At 60.4% G+C, this 19056-nt stretch carries 19 protein-coding genes and 1 pseudogene; 8 read left to right on the forward strand and 12 right to left on the reverse strand.

Annotated features, from left to right (window positions below):
* Positions 1 to 588: 588 nt before the first annotated feature.
* A pseudogene (locus DPM33_RS33805) lies at positions 589 to 843 on the reverse strand (metal ABC transporter permease); the annotation flags it as partial.
* The gene (gene aztA / locus DPM33_RS33810) at positions 827 to 1663 is read right to left on the reverse strand and encodes a zinc ABC transporter ATP-binding protein AztA (protein WP_112101696.1); all 837 of its coding nucleotides are present in this window, start codon (positions 1661 to 1663) and stop codon (positions 827 to 829) included. The gene aztA and the pseudogene DPM33_RS33805, both read right to left, overlap by 17 nt.
* 94 nt (positions 1664 to 1757) lie before the next feature.
* Here aztA and DPM33_RS33815 point away from each other — a divergent pair, with 94 nt between their 5' ends.
* From DPM33_RS33815 to DPM33_RS33840, 6 genes are all read left to right on the forward strand, one after another.
* A complete protein-coding gene (locus DPM33_RS33815) occupies positions 1758 to 2186 on the forward strand; it encodes a Fur family transcriptional regulator (protein WP_112101697.1) in 429 nt (142 codons plus the stop codon).
* A gap of 13 nt (positions 2187 to 2199) precedes the next feature.
* Positions 2200 to 3354 carry a CobW family GTP-binding protein gene (locus tag DPM33_RS33820; protein ID WP_245442643.1) on the forward strand — a complete coding sequence of 385 codons (1155 nt, stop codon included), beginning with the start codon at positions 2200 to 2202 and terminating at the stop codon, positions 3352 to 3354.
* A gap of 25 nt (positions 3355 to 3379) precedes the next feature.
* Positions 3380 to 4384 carry a CobW family GTP-binding protein gene (locus DPM33_RS33825; protein ID WP_112101699.1) on the forward strand — a complete coding sequence of 335 codons (1005 nt, stop codon included), beginning with the start codon at positions 3380 to 3382 and terminating at the stop codon, positions 4382 to 4384.
* A gap of 67 nt (positions 4385 to 4451) precedes the next feature.
* Positions 4452 to 4724, forward strand: a complete 273-nt coding sequence (locus tag DPM33_RS33830) for a nitrate reductase (protein WP_112101700.1) — start codon at positions 4452 to 4454, stop codon at positions 4722 to 4724.
* Between the two features lie 203 nt (positions 4725 to 4927).
* The gene (locus tag DPM33_RS33835) at positions 4928 to 5809 is read left to right on the forward strand and encodes an NAD(P)/FAD-dependent oxidoreductase (protein ID WP_112101701.1); all 882 of its coding nucleotides are present in this window, start codon (positions 4928 to 4930) and stop codon (positions 5807 to 5809) included.
* A 1065-nt stretch (positions 5810 to 6874) separates the two neighbouring features.
* Positions 6875 to 7858: a hypothetical protein gene (locus DPM33_RS33840; RefSeq protein ID WP_112101702.1), complete on the forward strand. Its 984-nt coding sequence runs from the start codon at positions 6875 to 6877 to the stop codon at positions 7856 to 7858.
* A gap of 55 nt (positions 7859 to 7913) precedes the next feature.
* On the opposite strand, the gene DPM33_RS33845 is transcribed toward DPM33_RS33840, so the two are convergent.
* From DPM33_RS33845 to DPM33_RS33860, 4 genes are read right to left on the reverse strand one after another with little or no spacing between them, the layout of a single operon-like run.
* Complete coding sequence (locus DPM33_RS33845) at positions 7914 to 8900, reverse strand: hypothetical protein (protein ID WP_112101703.1); 987 nt, start codon at positions 8898 to 8900, stop codon at positions 7914 to 7916.
* A gap of 42 nt (positions 8901 to 8942) precedes the next feature.
* Positions 8943 to 10034, reverse strand: a complete 1092-nt coding sequence (locus DPM33_RS33850) for an SAVED domain-containing protein (protein ID WP_112101704.1) — start codon at positions 10032 to 10034, stop codon at positions 8943 to 8945.
* A gap of 10 nt (positions 10035 to 10044) precedes the next feature.
* Positions 10045 to 11595, reverse strand: a complete 1551-nt coding sequence (locus DPM33_RS33855; RefSeq protein ID WP_208648484.1) for a nucleotidyltransferase — start codon at positions 11593 to 11595, stop codon at positions 10045 to 10047.
* Between the two features lie 4 nt (positions 11596 to 11599).
* Positions 11600 to 11842 (reverse strand): DUF2188 domain-containing protein, encoded by a 243-nt coding sequence (locus DPM33_RS33860; RefSeq protein WP_112101705.1) that lies wholly within the window; start codon positions 11840 to 11842, stop codon positions 11600 to 11602.
* Between the two features lie 137 nt (positions 11843 to 11979).
* Here DPM33_RS33860 and DPM33_RS33865 point away from each other — a divergent pair, with 137 nt between their 5' ends.
* Positions 11980 to 12306, forward strand: coding sequence for a helix-turn-helix domain-containing protein (locus tag DPM33_RS33865; RefSeq protein ID WP_112101706.1), 327 nt, complete (start codon positions 11980 to 11982; stop codon positions 12304 to 12306).
* Positions 12306 to 13217 (forward strand): ImmA/IrrE family metallo-endopeptidase, encoded by a 912-nt coding sequence (locus DPM33_RS33870; protein WP_112101707.1) that lies wholly within the window; start codon positions 12306 to 12308, stop codon positions 13215 to 13217. Before DPM33_RS33865 ends, DPM33_RS33870 begins: the two co-directional genes overlap by 1 nt.
* Before the next feature lie 153 nt (positions 13218 to 13370).
* Here DPM33_RS33870 and DPM33_RS33875 read toward each other — a convergent pair whose 3' ends face one another.
* The 6 genes from DPM33_RS33875 to DPM33_RS33900 all read right to left on the reverse strand — a co-directional run bounded on the left by DPM33_RS33875 (position 13371) and on the right by DPM33_RS33900 (position 18916).
* Positions 13371 to 14630 (reverse strand): CapA family protein, encoded by a 1260-nt coding sequence (locus DPM33_RS33875; protein WP_112101708.1) that lies wholly within the window; start codon positions 14628 to 14630, stop codon positions 13371 to 13373.
* A 69-nt stretch (positions 14631 to 14699) separates the two neighbouring features.
* Positions 14700 to 15545 (reverse strand): transporter substrate-binding domain-containing protein, encoded by an 846-nt coding sequence (locus DPM33_RS33880; RefSeq protein ID WP_112101709.1) that lies wholly within the window; start codon positions 15543 to 15545, stop codon positions 14700 to 14702.
* Between the two features lies 1 nt (position 15546).
* Entirely contained in the window at positions 15547 to 16710 is a 1164-nt protein-coding gene (gene alr / locus DPM33_RS33885) for an alanine racemase (protein WP_167449305.1), read from the reverse strand.
* Positions 16703 to 17431, reverse strand: a complete 729-nt coding sequence (locus DPM33_RS33890) for an ABC transporter permease (protein WP_112101711.1) — start codon at positions 17429 to 17431, stop codon at positions 16703 to 16705. The genes alr and DPM33_RS33890 overlap by 8 nt, the downstream gene beginning before the upstream one ends.
* 11 nt (positions 17432 to 17442) lie before the next feature.
* Positions 17443 to 18102: an ABC transporter permease gene (locus DPM33_RS33895; RefSeq protein ID WP_112101712.1), complete on the reverse strand. Its 660-nt coding sequence runs from the start codon at positions 18100 to 18102 to the stop codon at positions 17443 to 17445.
* 13 nt (positions 18103 to 18115) lie between these two features.
* Positions 18116 to 18916 carry an amino acid ABC transporter ATP-binding protein gene (locus DPM33_RS33900; RefSeq protein ID WP_281004852.1) on the reverse strand — a complete coding sequence of 267 codons (801 nt, stop codon included), beginning with the start codon at positions 18914 to 18916 and terminating at the stop codon, positions 18116 to 18118.
* Between the last annotated feature and the right edge of the window lie 140 nt (positions 18917 to 19056).

The raw sequence follows: 19056 nt of genomic DNA on the forward strand, positions 1-19056 counted from the left end.
GAGAGCTATCGGAAGCGAGCCGCCGTCGCCCGCGGCGCCGGTATGCAAAACGTCAACGATCAACCAGAAGACCCGCCCAACCGGTCATCGTAATTGCCGGTGCCGACAACTACTCGCCGCAGATCCGCGGCCGCCTCCCGCCCGTCACGCTGACCCAGCGACAATTACAACTCCGATAATTGTCGCTGGCCAGTTGCCAGACAACCGACCCGGTGATACCCAAATCACACCACTCGGCGCTGCCTCCCACCGGCCATCATAATCGCCGCCGACCGGTCTCCCTAATCGCCGCGCTACAGTTCGAGCGTGATCTGATCCGGGAGAGAACTCGCGCCGGTCTCCAAGCTGCAGGGGAGCGAGGTCGACGCGGCGGCCGGCAAGCTGTCGTCACGCCGGAAAAGCTCGCCAAAGCCCGTCAGCATCTGGCGGCCGGTCTCAATGTTCGCGAAGCCGCCGCGCGCGTGAAAATCGGCAAGACCGCACTCTACCAAGCGCTGAAAGCCGACAAATCAGCCGCATCCACCGCCAAACCGAAATGAGTTCTTCATACGTTCTCAAAAGTCGGACAGATCCATCACTTTCGTGTCGTGACGCCAGTACGCCGGCGGCAAGCCCGCCGAGCGTCATTGGTATGATCTGCAGGCCGTAGAGCAAGAAGCCGACCGCCGCGCCCGGCAAGATAGCGTGCGCCATGGCGTCGCCGGTGAGGCTCATGCGGCGGAGCATAAGGAACACACCGACCGGGCAGGCGCTGACCGACAGCATCAACGCGCCCGCCAATGCCCTCTGCATGAAGGCAAACTCGACGAACGGGGCCACCACGTAGTCATAGAGCGCTTCCATCACGCAGCACCTCTGCGGTCGGACTGTTCGGCTGCATGTGGTTCTTATGATCATGATCCTGACCGGGCGCATGAGCGTGTAAACCGCCCTCCTCCGGCCCGCACCATGGCGCGCGGTCATCCCAGGCCTCGTTGAACTGGCGGGCGCGCAGCAGGTTTTCCGGAGCGAGTGTCTTGCGCGCATCGCCCCAGGCGATGGGGCGCCGCGCCAACAAAAGGGCTTCGGGAAAATGCTGCCGCACCAGATCGAGATCGTGCACGACCACCATGATCGTGCGCTTCTCGTTATGCCAGCGCTTGATCAGTTCGATCAGATCCGCCAGCGTCCGGGCATCGATGGCATTGAACGGCTCGTCGAGCAGGATCAGGTCGGCATCCTGGACAAGCACACGGGCAAACATCGCCCGCTGCAGCTGGCCACCCGACAGCGTGTCGATCGGCCGCCTGTCAAAACCTTCAAGTCCGACGGCTGATAGCGCCGTCGCAACTGCCTCGCGATCCTCGCCACGATGCCGGCCGAGGAGTCCGCGTCGGGACCAGAGACCGAGCGAGACCAGGTCGACCACCCGCGCCGGAAAGGAACGGTCGAGCTCCGATTGCTGCGGCAGGTATGCAAGACTCACGTTCGACGCTACCCTGCAGGCGCCGGACATCGGCTTTAGCACACCGACGATCCCCTTCATCAGGGTCGACTTGCCCGAGCCGTTGGCGCCGACGACGGCCGTCAGGGATCCTGCACGGACGACACCGCTGAGATGATGGACGGCCGGGTGGCTGTTGTAGCCGAGTGTCAGGTTTTCAAAAGTTACGCAGGCAGACATGCAATCGATCCCGCCGAAGCGTGCTGCCTCGGCTCTTGACGATCGACGACGTTATGTTATTACGTTCGTCCAAATGAAAACGTTATAACCTAACATGATGGATGCTCCCCACATAGCCCCAACCGTCGTGCCGAACCGTCGCCATGGGCGCAATCGACAACTTGTGCTCGACGCGTTGGAACAGGCGCAAAAACCCATGAGCGCCTATGAGCTGCTCGCGTTCTTACGCGAGGACGGGCTGCGTTCTCCGCTGCAGGTCTATCGCGCCCTCGAGCAACTGATAGATGATGGCGCGGTCCACAAGATCGAGAGCCTCAGCGCGTTCGCGCTCTGCTCACATGCCGACTGCAGTCATGACAGCCATGCGGCTTTCGCGATCTGCAGGGTGTGCGGCCGGACCCAGGAGCTGCACCATCCCGAGCTCAATCGCTTGCTGCGGAAGATTGCCAGGAAGGAAGGTTTTCGCACCACCGCGACCACGGTCGAGCTAGCGGGTTTCTGCGAGAACTGCGCCCATGCGTAAGGTCCCGGTCTTCGTGCTGACCGGCTTCCTGGGGGCCGGCAAGTCCACGCTTCTCAACCGCTTGCTCGACGATCCGGCGTTTGCCGGCACCGCGGTAATCATCAACGAATTCGGCGATGTGGCTCTAGATCAGGATCTTGTTCGCATCGGCAAGACCGAGATCGCGCGCACCACCACCGGATGCCTCTGCTGCACCATCGGCAGCGATCTTCGCTCCTCCCTGCACGAACTTCACGTCCTTGCCCATATCGGCGAAATTGCCTTCGACCGGGTCATTGTCGAGACCACCGGCCTGGCCGACCCGGCGCCGCTGGTGAACCAGCTGATCCCGTGCGGCGCCGCCGCTACGGGCTTGCGCGACCATGTCGTCGCCAAAGCCTTCGAGCTCGCCGGCATCATCACCCTGGTCGACACTGTGACTGGCGAGATCTCGATCGAGAACCATTTCGAGGCCGTCAAGCAGATTGCCTTCTCCGACCGTATCGTGCTCACCAAGACGGATCTTGCGCACGACCCGGCGTCGCTCCGCGACATCGACGCTCTAAAGAAGAGGCTCAGCACGCTGAATCGGAGCGCATCTGTCGTCGATGCCAAGCACCCGGATTTTTCTCTGTCCTCGCTGTTCCAGCCGCGCGATTACGCTCCGGCCTCATTAGGCGGCGATGTGATTGGCTGGCTCGCATTGGAAGAGGCGATCCGCGACGACCACGTCCACAGTGTGGTAAAGACCGTCGAGACGGCTAGCACCCCGCCGTTCGAACGGCATGGCGCACGCATTCGCACGTTCTCAATCACCCGGACCGAGCCAGCGTCACCGGCGGCTTTCGGGAAGTTTCTGAACCTCCTGACACTCTCGGCCGGCCCTCGGCTGCTCCGGGTCAAGGGGCTGCTCCAGGATCGGGACGATCCGGAACGGCCGCGCGTCATTCATGCTGTCCAGCACGCCGTTTTCCCGACAACGATCCTCGATTCTTGGCCGAGCGAGGATCGCAGGACCCGCGTCGTCTTCATCACCGACGGAATCGATCCGGAGCCGGTCCGGCAGCTGTTCGAGGCGGCGCTCGCAAATCGACCCAGGAAGGCGAGACGCGCGCTGGGAGCCCTTTCTACCATGGCCGAAACCTTCCGGTCCGGCGCGAGCCAACTGGCACGCGCGCTGACCGGCTGACCACCACGACATAGGAGACGATCATATGTCTGCCCCGACCGCCACACAAACACCCGTCACGGTTCTCACCGGCTATCTCGGCGCCGGCAAGACCACTCTGCTCAACCGCATCCTCTCTGAGCAGCACGGCAAGAAATACGCCGTCATTGTCAACGAGTTCGGCGAGGTCGGCATCGACAACGACCTGATCGTCGATGCCGACGAGGAAGTGTTCGAGATGAACAATGGCTGTATCTGCTGTACGGTGCGCGGCGATCTGATCCGCATCATCGAAGGTCTGATGCGGCGCAAGGATCGCTTCGAGGCGATCCTCATCGAGACGACCGGCCTTGCCGACCCCGCGCCCGTCGCTCAGACCTTCTTTGTCGACGACGAGGTGCGCAGCAAGACCAAGCTTGACGCCATCGTCACTGTCGTCGACGCAAAGCATCTTCTCGGTGAGATCGATCAGGCGCACGAAGCGCAGGAGCAGCTCGCCTTCGCCGACTTTGTTGTCCTGAACAAGACCGATCTGGTCTCGGCCGAGGAACTGGTTGCCGTCGAGGCTCGCATCCGTAGGATCAATCCGACCGCCATGATCAAGCAGTCCACACGCTGCGACGTGCCGCTCGACCAAGTTCTCGGTCGTGGTGGATTCGATCTCGACCGTGTGCTGGAGATCGAGCCCGATTTCCTCGATGGCGACCACGATCATGAGCACGACGACCACGTCACGAGTTTCTCGCTGGTGACAGACCGGCCGCTCGACCCCAGGAAATTCCTGCCCTGGGTCGAAATGATCACCCAGCGCTTCGGCATGGATATGCTGCGCATGAAGGGCATCCTTGCGTTCGACGATGACGATGACCGCTTCGTGGTGCAGGCCGTGCACATGCTGCTGGAAGGCGGCCATCAGCGGGCTTGGAAGAAGAATGAGCCTCGCGTCAGCCGTCTCGTTTTTATTGGCCGCAACCTGCCGAAAGACATCATCGAGGACGGGTTCATGAAGTGCCGCGTCAAGCCGGAGCGTATCGCGGCTTTGAGCGCTTAGGACGACACCGCAAACGTGCGACCCGCCAAACTCCACCAGACCCTCAATTACCGGAGATGCGACAGCGATGAACCGCCTAGCGAACCCGCTCGCGCCGCGCCGGGCGCTGCCCGAAAAGACCCGGCAGATCAAGGAATGGACTCGCGAGCTATTCAAGCTCGATGATGCGGTCGTCGTCGCGATCACCGAGCTGGCTTGCCGTGACGAGGATTGTCCAGACATTGAGACTGTCATCGGCATCATGCGTCCGGGCGAGAAGATCGAAACGCGGCGGATCCACAAGCCCATTGCAGACGTCGAACGGTTGGATTTCGCAGCCTGGACCGAGCCGCCGAGCTGAGAGCGCCTGGCCCGCTCGTAAGCGGCGGTATCGTTACAGTAAGCGCGATCGATGAACTTTATGCGTCGCGTGCGGCGCATCGGCCCGGTTCCATCGAGCGCTTCTGCGTCATGGGTCAAGACCTTTATCAAGCGGCGATCCTGTTGGCTGCTTCCACGTGGCGACCGACTCGTGCCTGAAACCAAAGTGACGGGAGCCTGTACATGGCGTTCGACGTGATCATCATCGGCGGCAGCTATTCCGGAATGGCCGCGGCGTTGCAGTTGCTCCGGGCGCGCCGACAGGTTCTCATCGTCGAGGCCGAACAGCGGCGTAACCGCTTCTCCAGCCATTCCCAAGGCTTCCTGACCCAGGACGGTGTTGATCCTGGCGAAATCGCAAGGCGAGCGCGCGAGCAGCTGTCAAGATATGAAACACTCAACTGGATCGACGGCACAGCCGAACGCGCGGAAGGAATGCGCGGGTCCTTCAAGGTGACGCTCGCTGGCGGGCATGAGGCTGAAGGCAGCCGCCTGCTGTTTGCGACAGGCGTTTCCGATACGCTGCCGCAAGTCGAGGGGCTCGTAGAGCGATGGGGCCGAAGCGTCTTTCAGTGCCCCTACTGCGACGGGTACGAGTTAATGCAAGGCAATCTTGGTGTCATCGCCACGGGCCCAGATTCGTTGCACCAGGCCCAGTTTCTACCGGAGTGGGGAAAGGTCACGCTGATGACGAACGGGATCCTGGAGCTCAGCAGCGACGAGCGCTCCGCGCTGGCGAAGCGTGGCGTGGAGATTGAGGAGAGGTCGATCAGGCGGGTGGAAGGAGAAGCCGATGTGCGACTGTCTGATGGCCGGCTTCGGACTTTCGCCGGGCTGTTTACAACATCGCGCTGCCGCCCTGCAACGCCAGTTGCAGAGCAGTTGGGCTGCGAACTTGAGGAGACGCCCTTCGGATCACAGATCAAGACCGACCTACAGAAGGAGACAACCGTAGCCGGAGCGTTCGCCTGCGGCGACGTGGCGCGTGTCCCGCATTCGGTCTCACTGGCGGTGGGAGACGGCGCATGGGCGGGCACGCACGTTCACCGCTCACTGGTGATTTAGGCTCGCATTTGCTGGACTGAGGTAGCGGCCGGTCAAAACGCATCCGCCAGCTCCTCAGCGGCAGCCTGTCCGCCCCAGCTCAGACCATGACCACGCCAAACCGCGATCAACTCTCCGGGCCACCCCTTGAAGCCGCCGCTCGGAGCCTAACAAATGTCATCTGGCCGTCGGCTTCAGGGTGTAGATCGTCAACCCGAAGGACAGGCGCCTTCTAAATGACAACGCGATCAACGATCATCACGTGTATCTCGTGCGGAAAAAAGCTGCCCCGTGCAGCGATACGCTGCCCTTGGTGCAGCTCGCCTTTTCCCGAACCGCTGCCGCAACGTCGCACCATAAACAGGGGTGAGCCACAGTCTGCGGTCTCCTCGGGGAATTCTTCGTAGAACGAAAGTTTGCCGCGCGAAGTGGGGTAATTCCAGTGTGGCGTCCAGAATTATCTGTCGCAGTCCGGAATTAAGTCAGGACGTCGCTGTCGCGCGCAAGTTACCTACGCTGAGATTCTGACGCCGTCTGTCTCAAGGGATTGCGGGGGAAGTACAGAGCTGACTCTTGGTCCATAGGGCTGCTGCTTCGGTTTACCAATCCTGGGTTTGTGGGTTGACCAATCCGTTGCCGATCGCAAGCGGGTTGACCAATAGAGGCGCTTAAATTCTACGCTAGTCCAATCACTTAACGCCAATCCAGAATTAGCTGTGATTGGGGCCATTGGTAAACCCGGTCTTTGGATCGGCAACCCTATGCGCGACCTGAAAAACTCTTTGTTTTCAATGGTATAGGCGGAACACCCGCGGCCCATAATTCCGGACTGGTAAACCGCACGAAATGCCAAATAATTCCGGACATCATACCAGAGTGCCTTTTATGCGACTATTGACGCACAGATCGTGAACGTGGGAAGGCGCGCAGGCGTGTTGATGTCGATCGACTCAATGCCAAATTCGTGCCAGATGCGGTCATTGGCACGGCAAAATGGCCCAGCCTTGAGCACTCTTTGACAAACGCAACGCTGGATCGTCCGATAAGCCTCAACTTTGGATGAAGGGCTCGTGAGCGCGAACCTGCATGAATTTCCAATACAGCACTGAAGATTGCGATGTGGCTGACGAGGATCGGCTAAAGCAATATCGTGAGAAGCGCGCCGAATGGCTCTACATGCTCACAGGTGACCCCGACCACGCCGTCTGGAAACAGATCACGGCGATGCTTTGGAACGACGCAGTTTTCCGAGTAGCCAATGAATCTCGGCGACTGTCACGGTTGGGTGGCTACAAGTCATCAGCGCGAAATTGGTCCATTGCTCAGTTCATGGATCAAGGCTTCGTCGCCGTACAGAGTCTGTCGATCCGCAGGCTGATGGACAAGGCGGCGTCGAAGCCTGCACGGCAGGTCATCTCATTGCGCCGAGTGCTCGATGACATCAAAGTACACCGCGAACTCATCACGCGAGAGAATTATGTCGCCTACGATGGCCTACCATATGATCCAGAACCCGGCGAACGCGCCTACATAGAGAGCTTCGTCAAACGTGGCGGTGACGCCCATACACAGTGGTTGCCGACAACAGGACCACAGGCGTGGTCAGTTTCGCAAATGGTCCACGAACGCTTCGACAAGTTATCCGGAGTCACGCGCGATCAGCGATCGCGGAGTGATGTCATCGCTGATGACGTGTTTGACAAAATAGAGGCCATGCTGACTAGAAGCGGGTGGCAAGACATTGCCGAGTTCGGCAACAAGTTCATTGCTCATGCCGCCGACGCGCATTCGCGCAGCACCTTGTTGGACGGTCAGAACGGCTTCTCGCTCGACAAGCTTGCGCGCTGCCATGAGGGCATTTGCCGCGCCGCGACTGCGATATACGGCCCCATCCTGTGGGAGGGATCGAGCGGGTTGCTCCCCATCCCCCAATTCAATCATTTCGACAATCTTGAGGCCGCATGGCTACTGCCTCAGGATATCGAAACGCTTTCCGCATTTTGGGATGCGCATGTCGAAAATGTCGAGTCCTGGACTGAGGGTGATCCGCTCGAAGAAAAGCCAAACTGACAACAGCCGGTCCTTCCCTCTGCCGCTCTCAGGGAGAAGCCATAAAGCACGCTGGCTATGGATCGCGTCGGCCGGAGACGATCGCGATAATGTTCACGACGGAGGCCGTTGCTTCCAGGCTGATCGCCGCATCTCGGAAACCAGCGGTTCGTTTGTGCGTGGTGTGATTGGCAAGATCGAGGGCGGAGCGCGCATGCTTTCGGAGCTCCTCGACCGCACCGCCTGCAAGCTCGACAGCGATATACGCCTCTATCATCCTCTTGAAGTCTGAAGGGCCAACGGCCTTGCCGTCGAAGATCGGGTGTCGCGCCGCCACGAAGACTTCCTTGGCTAAGGAAAGAAGGGCCTCACGGCAGACGAGTCCTACGCTCTGATATTCAACCTCCGTCTTGGCGGTTTCCAGCTTCTTGCGCGCAATGCCGATCTGCTGGTCGACAAGACTCCAGCCCGTAGGAGCAACGATGGCTGGCGCCCGTCCGGAGCGCAGCCGAGCAGTAAGGGGATCGATCAACTCGGCAATGAATTGACGGCGTGACTGATAACTTGGAAGGTCGCCGCTGCTCCAACGCCCATACCACTGCCAAAGATCGGAAAACGGAACTGGGTTCTCTATGCCCTGAGCGGCGAGTTGGTCGCTCAGTTCCCCGAAGAGCGTGCGGTACTCCGCGTCGATCTGCTGAATTCTCGCCCCGCCGGTCGCGACGCCGATCAAAATGTCGCGGATCCGATCCAACGCGGCGAGAATGGGCGCATTGCGTGGCGCGGCCGAGAGATAGGTTTTCTCGTAGTGCTTGATTCCCGTAGCCGTCAATTTCGCGACGAAGACCATTCCTTCCGGCGCGCGTTGCGTGCTGTGCGTGATCAAGCCGTCGCGTCGTAGGTCATCCACGATGGTATCGAACAGTTCGTTCTCGTCTGGAACGGCCGCTTTTACGGTGGCATTCGCGTCATCGACCGCGACGTCAACAGGGCGTGGTTGCCGCTCATAGAGCTTTGCCAGAATAGCTTGCTTCCAGAGTTCAGATACCTCGCGCTCATTCATGGATGTTCGCCGATCATCTCTCAGGCCAATGGGGATCTCATATCAGATCATCTCAGGCTTGAGGCGTCCGCTGACGGGCATAAGAACACCCCACGGGTAAGGTGGGTTCGCTTCCCTTTGGTACTGGTATACGATCAATTCGGGGAGGTTACGCTTGTCGTACAGGCATCCGAAACGGAAAACGACGCTATTCTGGGCTGCCAGAAAAAGATGGATGCGACGGATGCCCAGGTTACCCAGGCGGATCGCCGTTTCCAGAAACTGCTGACCCAGCGCTCGCTGCTTGTCTTCTGACCAATGGCTATCCGGAAGACCACCGTCCAAGGACAAGGATATCTGTGCAATGCCGGCGAGCTTCTTGCCGACGCCGTCCGCATCAACCTGATATGACACGGAAACAAGCAGAGCGACTTCTTCAGCTCCAGCCGCGATCTTATCGATTCCATCAATGACAAAACGCTTTTGGTCGTCGGCCGCATCCAAAGGACGCCATTTTTGCTGATGGCGGTCCCAATCGAAGATGATTGTCGACGCCTCGTCGTCGATCAGCACCCCCGTCAGAAACGTCAATGGCACCGGCGCCAAACCGCCATAGATGCGCTGCAGGTCGCTTCGATCCAGACCTGCTTCGCGCCTTGCCAGATCGACGGGAAGGGAAACGAGTTTGTCGACGGCTGACTGTGGGCTCACGATTTGGCCATCGACTACGCCCTGGCGCAGATCAAGGATCACGGGATCGCGATGGCCTTCGAAGTTCGCCGGCACGGCGTCGGCAAGCGCCTTGCCAACGCCGTCACGCAGACCGCGTGCTTCGACGACAATGACTTTCTTCCGAGATAGCCGGCGTTGTTCCACGCGGTAGCGAATGATCTCCCAGATCAACCCCACCAGGACAAGCAGTGCGCCGAGGAGAGCCACGCCACCAACCACAAGGCCAGGCGTTCCTTCACCGGTATTGACGTTGAACGTGAGCCTGCCGCCCTGGAGAGGAATCGAGATATCGAGCGCCCAGCTAACACTTAGCGCTATAGTCAGGCATGAGAGTCCGATGCGCATGACTTGGAGCGCTGGCGACCGGCGTCGAAAGATCCAATCGATAAAAGTTCTTATTGCGTGTAGTAGAAGTTCGGACATCCCCGCGGCCTCACTGGATATTTACGATGAACTGGCCACTCTTTGCCGCGAGAAGACCGTTTTTGACGATGAAGCACTCGACGCTGTGGGTTCCCGAATAGCTGGTCGATTCGTCCCGCGTCAGCTTACCAACCGACACGATCCCCTCATCGAAACCGCCGCGAAGCACGTTTGCATTCGCTGCCTCTCGCCCGGTGTTCACCACCTGCCAGTAGACTTTGTACGGCTTGGGCACGTTTGTTTCCGCCTCGAAACGCAAGCTGCAATGCTTTGGCAGAGGGCTTCCGTCACTGGCGAATTCCTCGGGCCGGAAGCCATTGCGTTGCATCGTCGCGCGCTCAATGTCGACGGACCCCTGTTCGAGGATATTCCATGGCGCCGCCTGCTTGTGCGACGGATTCAGGACGCGTCCGACGGCACGGGCACCTCCCACGATACGGCCGAGAAGCCCGTTCGCATTCCCTCCCGCGCGCCGGGCATTAGCCGCTTCCATCAATTGCCTGCCAAGGCGAGGCTCGAGTGCGGCCGTGGCTGCGTCCCTCGTGGTAGCGATCGCCGCGTTGGTGAAGTCAGCTTGAGCCTGCTTCAGCCACTCATAGAACGCCTCCCGGCGTTCGGGATGGTTCTGCCACCGATCAGCGAAATTCTCGGCCGGGTCGGTCGGGTTCTCGATCCAGGCGACGCCGTTCCGATACTCGATGAAATTCGCCATGCCCCGGAGAATGCTGAAGAGAGCAGCCGAGATGGTGGGTTCTTGCTGATAGGCACGCGCCGACAACGTCGTCAGAATGATGGAAATGGGCTTTTCATCGCCCCTGCCGACAAACATTCGGTCGCGATGATGCTTGAGGATCTGGATCGCGCTCTGGAGCGGCGTGCGCACTCTATATTCCGGAATATCCTCGACACTGGCATGGGCCTCGAGAGCGAGAGCTCGGCGGCGCGCCTCGAAGATCACGGCCATCCGCGAGCGAAACCAGTTGCAGAAACCTTTGGGATTGCTGTGCGGCCAGTCATCCGCAATCTCGCGATACGCATAATGGTCTTGGTCGGTGATCGCGATCGCCGTTTCGGACCATTGGGTCGAGTAGCCACGATTCTCAAGAAGAAGCCGTTGACGCGGTCCGTCCGGGATGGCCGGCAAAGTATCGAGGTGGAATTGGGCACCGTCGGCATAGGCCAACGTCCAGCATCGCCGCCCCTCCGTCGGGCGCTGCATCCCATGAGCGTCCGCATAAGCGGCAATTTCCTTGCCGAGCGCAGCTTTCAACTGCGCTTGGCTGAGATGGGATTTTGACACCGAAAGCTCGCACACGAGATCGATGTCGTAATCCTCATCCTCGGCGAAGGGCCGGATTGCCGTGCCGAGGCGAAACGATCCTTGAACGTAGACCTGAGGATCGGCGAGCCGCAGGCTGGAGGCCTCGCGATGGAACCAGTCCCCTACCGACTTGTAGCTACGCTCTGCCGCCTCATATCGAGAAGGTGGAACCTGCAAGGACTCCGCCAGATCTTCGAGCAGTTCCTCGGCTTGCTTCGACATGAGAACGGGCGCGTTCATTTGGTCAGCCTTTGATGTTGCGGGGATCGTTGCCGTGCGAGTCCGACTGCCCGATCCGGCCATCCCGATTGTGGATTTTCAGCTCGGTATCGGCATTGCGGCTGATCTGGCGGCCGCGATCGACTGCATCCTGTTTGTTATCGAAGTGACCGCTCGACCGGCTGCCACCGCCGCGGCAGATATCCCATCCGCCATCTGGATTTGGAACGACATGATGCGTCCCGCTCGCATTTTTCCCCTTGGCCATCACACTCTCCTCGTTTCGCAAAACAGGGAATCGAAGTTCGCGATTGCGAACTTGACGAAAGATGGGGTTGCGTGTGACGCCTGTCAAGCATAGAAAGTAACGTGATAGCGAACTCTACCCCGCAAAGGAGGCCATCGATGTCAACCCCCTTAGGCGAACGGGTGCGGGAAGCTCGACTGGCGAAGGGGCTGACACTTGAAGCGCTTGCCGAAAAGGTTGAGTCCAGCAAGAGTTATATGTGGCAGATCGAGAACAAGGACGTTGCCCGGCCGTCTGCCGAAAAGCTTCAGCAAATAGCGAAAGCCTTGGATACGACAGTCGAATACTTGCTCGCGGTGGAAACGGTAACCCAGGAGGACGCCGCCGATACGGCGTTCTTTCGGAAGTATCAGCGCATGAATCCGCGAAGCAAGGAGCGCCTACGCGAGATGCTGAAAATCCTCGACGACGATGAGGACGATTGATGCATTTATCGAAGCGGCCCAAAAAGGCAGCGAACGACTTTTCCGTCCTGCTGCGAACGGTTCTTGGTGAAGACCGCTTCCCTGTGGACGTCACATCCCTTGCCATGGAGGTTTCGAAGAACTTCGAAGACCCGATCAGCCGGATCGAGGGGATCGAAATCGACGGGTTCGAGGGAATGCTGCGCGCCAACCGGAAGAAACCGGCGTGGCGAATCCTTTTCAATACGACGACGCGATATCCTGGCAGGGAGCGCTTCACGCTGGCGCACGAGTTCGGGCACTATGTCATGCACCGTCGGCCATTGACGGCGGCCGACTACGCGAACGGAGCGGGCCCGACTGGTCTGGACTTCGAATGCTCGCCTTTGCAGAGCAATAGGTGGAAGGAGTCAGACAGAGAGCGCGAGGAAGAAGCAGACACCTTTGCGTCGTTTCTGCTGATGCCGATCGATGATTACCGCCAGCAAGTGAGCGGCAGGGAAATCACCCGATCGCTTTTGAATCATGTCACCAATCGTTACGGCGTTTCTCTGCTGGCCGCCGTGCGCAAATGGATCGATTTCACAGAACAGCGGGCGGCGATGGTTGTCGCTCGTGACGGGTTTGCTCTTTGGGGACGAGCCAGCGAACGAGCCCTTAGATCGGGGATATTCATTACCAGCGGAATGGAAATTCCAACGTTATCGATCGCTGCCCGTGGACCAGATGCTCAGAGGGGAAATGCCGAGACGCCGATTTCCTTGGAGGCAAATGTCTGGGGGTTCCAACGTGGTAACGATCCCGTCCGCGAGTTGACGATATTTTCGCATCGGCTGGGCCTGTCGATCTCTCTTCTGCTGTTTGATGCGCCGGCTACGCCAGAACCTGAAGAGGTGTATGAGGCCGATACTTATGACGTGTTGGCTGGCTAGCCTTGGAATACTGCTGATCGGAGATTGGGCCGCAGGCCGCTAACGTCCGAAATTGGGGCAAAACTGTCGTCTTTCTCAAGAACCTGCCTTTGAAATGAAATTTCGTAGTCCCCATTCGGTCGTACGCCTAATTCGCTCGCACCGTTCGAGAGATCAAAGCGCGCCTTCCGCTCGTATACAGCCAGCTATCATCTCGTCATGCCCTTCGACGGCGATCGGCACGCCGTGCGAGCGTGAGCGGGCCGCCAGGTCCTCGATCATCTCGGCCCCGAGCTTCTGCGATGCCGGAGCCGGAACGATGCGTTCATGATAATTTCTGGCGCCCAGCATCCGCTCGCCGCCGATGACGATAGGAACGATGTCGATCGACTGCAATCGGGCATCGGCATCGAAGCGGCACGTCGCGACCATGCTCTTCCAGACGTCCGGCGCGCTCCACACCACTTCGCCCGCATTGAGATGGAAGAGGAAATTGCCCAACCCGAAGAAGATCGGCGCGCCACGGTAGATTTCCACGGGCTGCAGGACGGGAGCACCGTGACTGACGAACACCCCTGCCCCGGCATCGACGCAGGCGCGCGCGAGCGACTGAACCCATTCTGGAACTTCCCGCCAGTTCGGCTCCCAATGGTGATGGTGGAGATAGGCAACGACGAACGCACCCTCGGCGGCGGCCCGACGGATCACCGACAGGTGACTTTGCAGGCTCGCCTCGTCCACCAGGACCCGGCGTCTGTTCTGCGAGGATCGGCAAAAGACGGTTCCGTAAAAATCGATCTCGTCAGTCGATTGAAGTTCGGGCGGATCGTGCGGCTGGGCATAGTTGCCTCGTTCCATCGGACTGCTTTGGAAAGTGTCCTGAATGCCGGTCAGGCTCGCAAACACTGTGGGATCGACCTCAAATCGCCTTGAGACATCGAGCCCGTTCACGCCCGGCCTTGCGGGACGTCGCTCCGTCGCATCGGCTGCGTACATGGTGGCCGGGCCGGGCCCTGCGTCCATGGCAACAAGCGCTACCTGTCTCGTGCCAAAGGTTTGGATTCCGGGCCGACGCGCATCCTCGGCATCGACGCCGATGCCGGCGTGAAGGAAACCTCTCTCCGCCACCTCTTCGAGCGTCGACAGAATGCCGGGCGGACCGAGGTCGAAAGCATGGTTGTTTGAGAGAGCCAGGGCGTTGAATCCGATGTCCTTCAGCGCATCCAGCACCACAGGTGCCGAACAGCCGAAGTAGGAGGCCTTCATCGGCCATCCACCATGCCGGCCGAACACCGTCGTCTCGAAATTGGTGAAGGCGATATCGGCTTGCTGGATCAGCGCCTTGATCGCGGCAAATCCTTCGTCCGAGACCTGCCGAACATCATGATGAATGAGAGATTGCCCGGTCAGGACGAGCGTGAACGGTAAAGACATAGTGGCGCACCTTGGAGTGAATTTGGGAAGTGGCGGCCCGAAGGCCGCCCGAAATCGCTGGGGGAGCGGTCACTTTGCGGGCTGCGGAGAAATATCCACGCCGAACCACTTCTGGCTGATCCTGCCGAGCGCACCATCCTTAACGCTCGTTTCGATGGCTTTGTCGAAGGCCTCGGCGAGATCGGCATCCTCCTTGCGAAGACCGACACCGACGCCAGGCCCCCACGTGCCGCCCGAAAGCTGCGGGCCGAAAAATTCGGCCGCCTTCCCCTCCGGCGTATCGAGAAACTGCTTCCACACCAAACGGTCTCCCAGGCCGCCGTCGATCCGCTCGGAAGTAAGATCGAGCTTGATATTTTCCTGGCTATCGTAGCTGCGGACCTCGGCAATATCGCCGAAGAGCTCGCGAACAACCGCCTCCGAATTGGACGAGCGAAGGACACCGAGGGTCTTGCCCTTCAGGCTTTCCCGCAGTTTTTCGATGGTCTCTTTCTTCGCCGCGTCGATGTCGGTCAGGTTCAGTTTCGCATCGATGTCGCTTGCGGGCAGGCCGAGCCCCCGGCGCATGACGATCTGGTTCGGCGCCACCGCGTAGGGAACGGAGAAGGCGATCGATTTCTTGCGTTTTTCGGTGATCGACATGCCGGCCATGATCGCATCGTACTTCTTCACCAGAAGACCGGGGATGATGCCGTCCCAATCCTGGGCGACGAAGGTGCATTGCAGTTTCATCCGGGTGCAGAGCTCCTTGCCGACGTCGATGTCGAAGCCGACAAGCGCACCGTTCGTGTCGATATAGTCCCAGGGCGGCGAGGCTCCTTCAGAGGCAATCGTGATCGCCGTGCGCTCTTCGGCATGGGCGAGGCCGGCGGCCAGTAGGAAAGCCGCGAGGGCGCAAGTCAGATGTCGTTTCATGTCATTCCCCTTCTTTTTGGTTTGGTTTGAATTGTTGCGCGACGCCTACCCGGCGCAGGCTCTCGCGCAGGGCGCAGGCGACGCCCGTTTCGTCGGTATTCCAGGCCTTTGCGAGGTCGGGCAGCGTGATGCGGGCGGCGCCGGAAGAGCCAAGCAGCACCGCTTCATCCCCGAGCACCGCTTCGGGAATATCCGTGACATCGATGCGAAGATGTTCGAGATGGATGGGCGGCACGATTGAAGCGCGCCGTCCCCTGACGAGCACCGAAGCCGAGGAACGAAGGTGTCGCGGCACCCCATGCCCCCAGCCGATACCCAGCACCGCCAAGCGCATATCCGGGTGGAATCCCGGCAGGTCCGGAGGCGTCCCCATGCTGTCGTGGCCCGTCTTGAGCGCGACGATACGTGCCTTGATGGCCAACAGGGCCGGACGGGTCGGCAGGACGCGGCGCCCGGCAGAAGAACGGGTCAAGCCGAATAGGAGCGCGCCGGGATCGACCGCGCCCATGTCGAATTCCGGATGGTGAAGCAGGCTTTCACTGCTTGAGACCATGATCGTTTCGGGAAGGCGTCTCTCTGTCTTCAGCTCTTCGAGCAGCGGCGTCAGGCGCGCAACCTGCGCCGATGCCGGGGAACCAGCGTCGCCGAACTCGCTGAGATGGGCATAAAGACCGCCAACGGCGACATTGCCTTGCGAGGCGCATAGATCCAACAGGCGGCGCAGGCTCGCGGGAGCCACGCCGGCGCGCCAGAAGCCCAGATCGACCTTCACGAAAACCTTCAGCGACGCGCCAGTCGCGAGCCAGCCTGCCAGATCGTCCTCGCCGGAAATCGAAATCGTCAGATCGAGATCCCGGACGAGATCGACAGCGTTCGGGCCGATGCCCGGATACATGAGGATGGGTTTTCCCGGCGCCGCTTTCCGCACCGCCAAGGCGTCGGCGATCGACACCACGCCGAAGGCGTCGACGCCCGCCTCGGACAAGAGGGTGGCAACCTTGCCCGCCCCGCATCCATAGGCATCCTGCTTCAGGCAGGCGAAGATCTTCGTGCCTTGGCCGACCGCCGCCCGGATGGCGCGACAGTTGGAAGCGATGGCCGACAGGTCGATTTCTCGCCAGGCAGTCTCGGCGACGGGCAACGGGTTTTGACGCAGACTATTCATGGGCCACCTGCTGCAGGTCGACCCGATGCGGGCGTGCTTCTGCCCTTGGCGCGCCATTCAACCGGGTTTCCAGAAGGTGGAAAAAGCCGGTCAGGAGGAAAGTCAGGCCGAGATAGAGCACGCCGGCGGCAATGAATATTTCGTAGGGTGCAAAGGTCTCCGAGACCAGTTTTCGCGACAGGCCGGTTATCTCCAGCAAGGTGACGGTGCTGGCGAGCGACGTCGCCTTGACCAAGCTGATGACCTCGTTGGCATAAGAGGGAAGCACGCTTCGAAAAGCGATCGGGAAGATGATCCGGCGCTTGATCTGCAACGGCGACATGCCCACCGCCTGCGCCGCCTCGATCATGCCGTTGGACACGGCCTGGATGCCGCCGCGAAAAATCTCCGTCGTGTAGGCAGCGCCGTTCAGGGAGAAGGCCAGCAGGCAGCACCAGAAAGGATCACGCAGCAGGACCCAAAGCACGCTCGAGCGAATGGCGCTGATCTGGCCGAGGCCGTAGTAAATGATGAAGAGTTGGACAAGCAGGGGCGTGCCGCGAAGCACATAGGTATAGGCGAGCACAGGCAGCGAAAGCCACTTGCAGGACGACGCGCGCATGAAGGCCAGCGGCACGGCAAGGACGAGGCCGGCCAGCAGCGATGCGAATGTCAGGAGAAGCGTCAGCGGAATGCCTCCGGCAAGCGTGAGCGTGCTGGTGAGGAGAAGCGAGATGTCCATGACCTGGCGCCTCACCGTCCGGGAACGGCAAAATGCCGTTCGAGACGATTGAAGATCAGCAGCGCAAGGCTGGTCAGCGCGAGATAGAGGGCCGATGCGGCCAGATAGAATGTCAGCGGCGCCCGTAGCGAGCCAGCGCCGATGGCGGCGACCCGCATGATATCGGTCAGCCCGACGATCGAGATCAGCGAGGTTTCCTTGACCAGCGAGATCGACTGGTTGGCAAGCGCCGGTAAAGCGATGCGCAGCATCTGCGGCAGGATGACCAGCAGCCAGGTCTGCCACGGATGCAGTCCGAGCGAGCGAGCCGCCTCGATCTGTCCCGCCGGTATGCTGAGCACCGCGCCGCGGAAAATTTCCGCCGCATAGGCTCCGAAGACGACGGTGAGGGAGACGACCCCGGCGAGGAAGGCGTTGACCTCGACATAGCGGCCGAAGAAGGCGCTGATGGCGACCGTTCCGCCGAAATAGATCAGCAGGATAATGATGAGTTCGGGCACGCCGCGAATGATCGTCGTGTAGAAGCCGACCAGGAGGCTCACCGCCCTCCACCGCGACAAACGCCCCGCAGCCGCAAGCAGTCCGAGCGCCATGCCGAGCACGCCGCTGACCAGCGCCAGCAGCACTGTTGTCTTCAATCCGCTGACGAACTGCACGGCGAATCCGTCCATGCGCGAGGTCCTTCTATCGATGTGAGGCAAGGAAGCCGCGAAGGCGGCTGGAGACGGGAGAGAAGAAGAATTGCCGCGGCGGGCTTTCCTCTTCGATCAGCCCGCGATGCATGAAGGCCGCTCGCGTCGACACCTCGCGCGCGAAAGCCATTTCGTGGGTGACGATCACCATGGTGCGTCCCTCCCCCGCAAGCGCGGCCATGACGCGCAGCACCTCGCCCACCAGTTCCGGGTCCAACGCCGAGGTCGGCTCGTCGAAGAGCAGCACGCGTGGCTCCATCGCCAGCGCGCGGGCAATCGCCACGCGCTGCTGCTGGCCGCCGGAGAGATGGTGGGGATAGGAGTCCGCCTTGCCCGAGAGCCCGACCTTGGCGAGGTAGTGATGCCCAAGATCGGCCGCTGCATTGCGCCGAAGTCCCTTAATGAGGACGGGGCCTTCCGTGACATTCTCAAGCGCCGTCTTGTGGGGCCAGAGATTGAAGCTCTGGAACACCATGCCCACGGAAGCCCGCGCCTTCCGGACCTGCCGCTGGTCGAGGATGGCGGCCGGTCCGCCATGCTGCGATGCGGCCCGGATCGCCAGTTTCTCGCCGTGGATCCAAATGTCGCCGCGGTCGGGAATAGTCAGGAGATTGAGGCAGCGCAGAAGCGTGCTCTTGCCCGAGCCGCTGCTGCCGAGAATCGAGAGAATTTCGCCTGGCCGGACGTCGATATCCATGCCCCGCAGGACATCGTTGCCGCCAAGCCGCTTTTCGATCCTCTCAGCGCGGATACCGTGCATCGGGATCTGCTGAACCTTCGGAGCGCCAGGCATCAGGCGCTCCGCGCCGGGGACCGCGTGCCGCCAATGCGAAACACGCGGAATGCTGGACATGGCAAAGCCTTTGCTGCGCGCATGAAGCGGCATCATCCTTCTATTTTCGGCTGTCGATGTGTGGGAGCGCCGCTTTGCTC

This window comes from Mesorhizobium hawassense (genome assembly GCF_003289945.1).
Lineage (GTDB): Bacteria > Pseudomonadota > Alphaproteobacteria > Rhizobiales > Rhizobiaceae > Mesorhizobium > Mesorhizobium hawassense.

Bases quoted from the DNA above. Each gene is read 5' to 3' on its own strand.
- aztA (WP_112101696.1), bottom strand. From the start codon at position 1,663: ATGTCTGCCTGCGTAACTTTTGAAAACCTGACACTCGGCTACAACAGC.
- DPM33_RS33815 (WP_112101697.1), top strand. From the start codon at position 1,758: ATGATGGATGCTCCCCACATAGCCCCAACCGTCGTGCCGAACCGTCGC.
- DPM33_RS33825 (WP_112101699.1), top strand. From the start codon at position 3,380: ATGTCTGCCCCGACCGCCACACAAACACCCGTCACGGTTCTCACCGGC.
- DPM33_RS33830 (WP_112101700.1), top strand. From the start codon at position 4,452: ATGAACCGCCTAGCGAACCCGCTCGCGCCGCGCCGGGCGCTGCCCGAA.
- DPM33_RS33835 (WP_112101701.1), top strand. From the start codon at position 4,928: ATGGCGTTCGACGTGATCATCATCGGCGGCAGCTATTCCGGAATGGCC.
- DPM33_RS33840 (WP_112101702.1), top strand. From the start codon at position 6,875: ATGAATTTCCAATACAGCACTGAAGATTGCGATGTGGCTGACGAGGAT.
- DPM33_RS33845 (WP_112101703.1), bottom strand. From the start codon at position 8,900: ATGAATGAGCGCGAGGTATCTGAACTCTGGAAGCAAGCTATTCTGGCA.
- DPM33_RS33850 (WP_112101704.1), bottom strand. From the start codon at position 10,034: ATGTCCGAACTTCTACTACACGCAATAAGAACTTTTATCGATTGGATC.
- DPM33_RS33855 (WP_208648484.1), bottom strand. From the start codon at position 11,595: ATGAACGCGCCCGTTCTCATGTCGAAGCAAGCCGAGGAACTGCTCGAA.
- DPM33_RS33860 (WP_112101705.1), bottom strand. From the start codon at position 11,842: ATGGCCAAGGGGAAAAATGCGAGCGGGACGCATCATGTCGTTCCAAAT.
- DPM33_RS33865 (WP_112101706.1), top strand. From the start codon at position 11,980: ATGTCAACCCCCTTAGGCGAACGGGTGCGGGAAGCTCGACTGGCGAAG.
- DPM33_RS33870 (WP_112101707.1), top strand. From the start codon at position 12,306: ATGCATTTATCGAAGCGGCCCAAAAAGGCAGCGAACGACTTTTCCGTC.
- DPM33_RS33875 (WP_112101708.1), bottom strand. From the start codon at position 14,630: ATGTCTTTACCGTTCACGCTCGTCCTGACCGGGCAATCTCTCATTCAT.
- DPM33_RS33880 (WP_112101709.1), bottom strand. From the start codon at position 15,545: ATGAAACGACATCTGACTTGCGCCCTCGCGGCTTTCCTACTGGCCGCC.
- alr (WP_167449305.1), bottom strand. From the start codon at position 16,710: ATGAATAGTCTGCGTCAAAACCCGTTGCCCGTCGCCGAGACTGCCTGG.
- DPM33_RS33890 (WP_112101711.1), bottom strand. From the start codon at position 17,431: ATGGACATCTCGCTTCTCCTCACCAGCACGCTCACGCTTGCCGGAGGC.
- DPM33_RS33895 (WP_112101712.1), bottom strand. From the start codon at position 18,102: ATGGACGGATTCGCCGTGCAGTTCGTCAGCGGATTGAAGACAACAGTG.
- DPM33_RS33900 (WP_281004852.1), bottom strand. From the start codon at position 18,916: ATGCCTGGCGCTCCGAAGGTTCAGCAGATCCCGATGCACGGTATCCGC.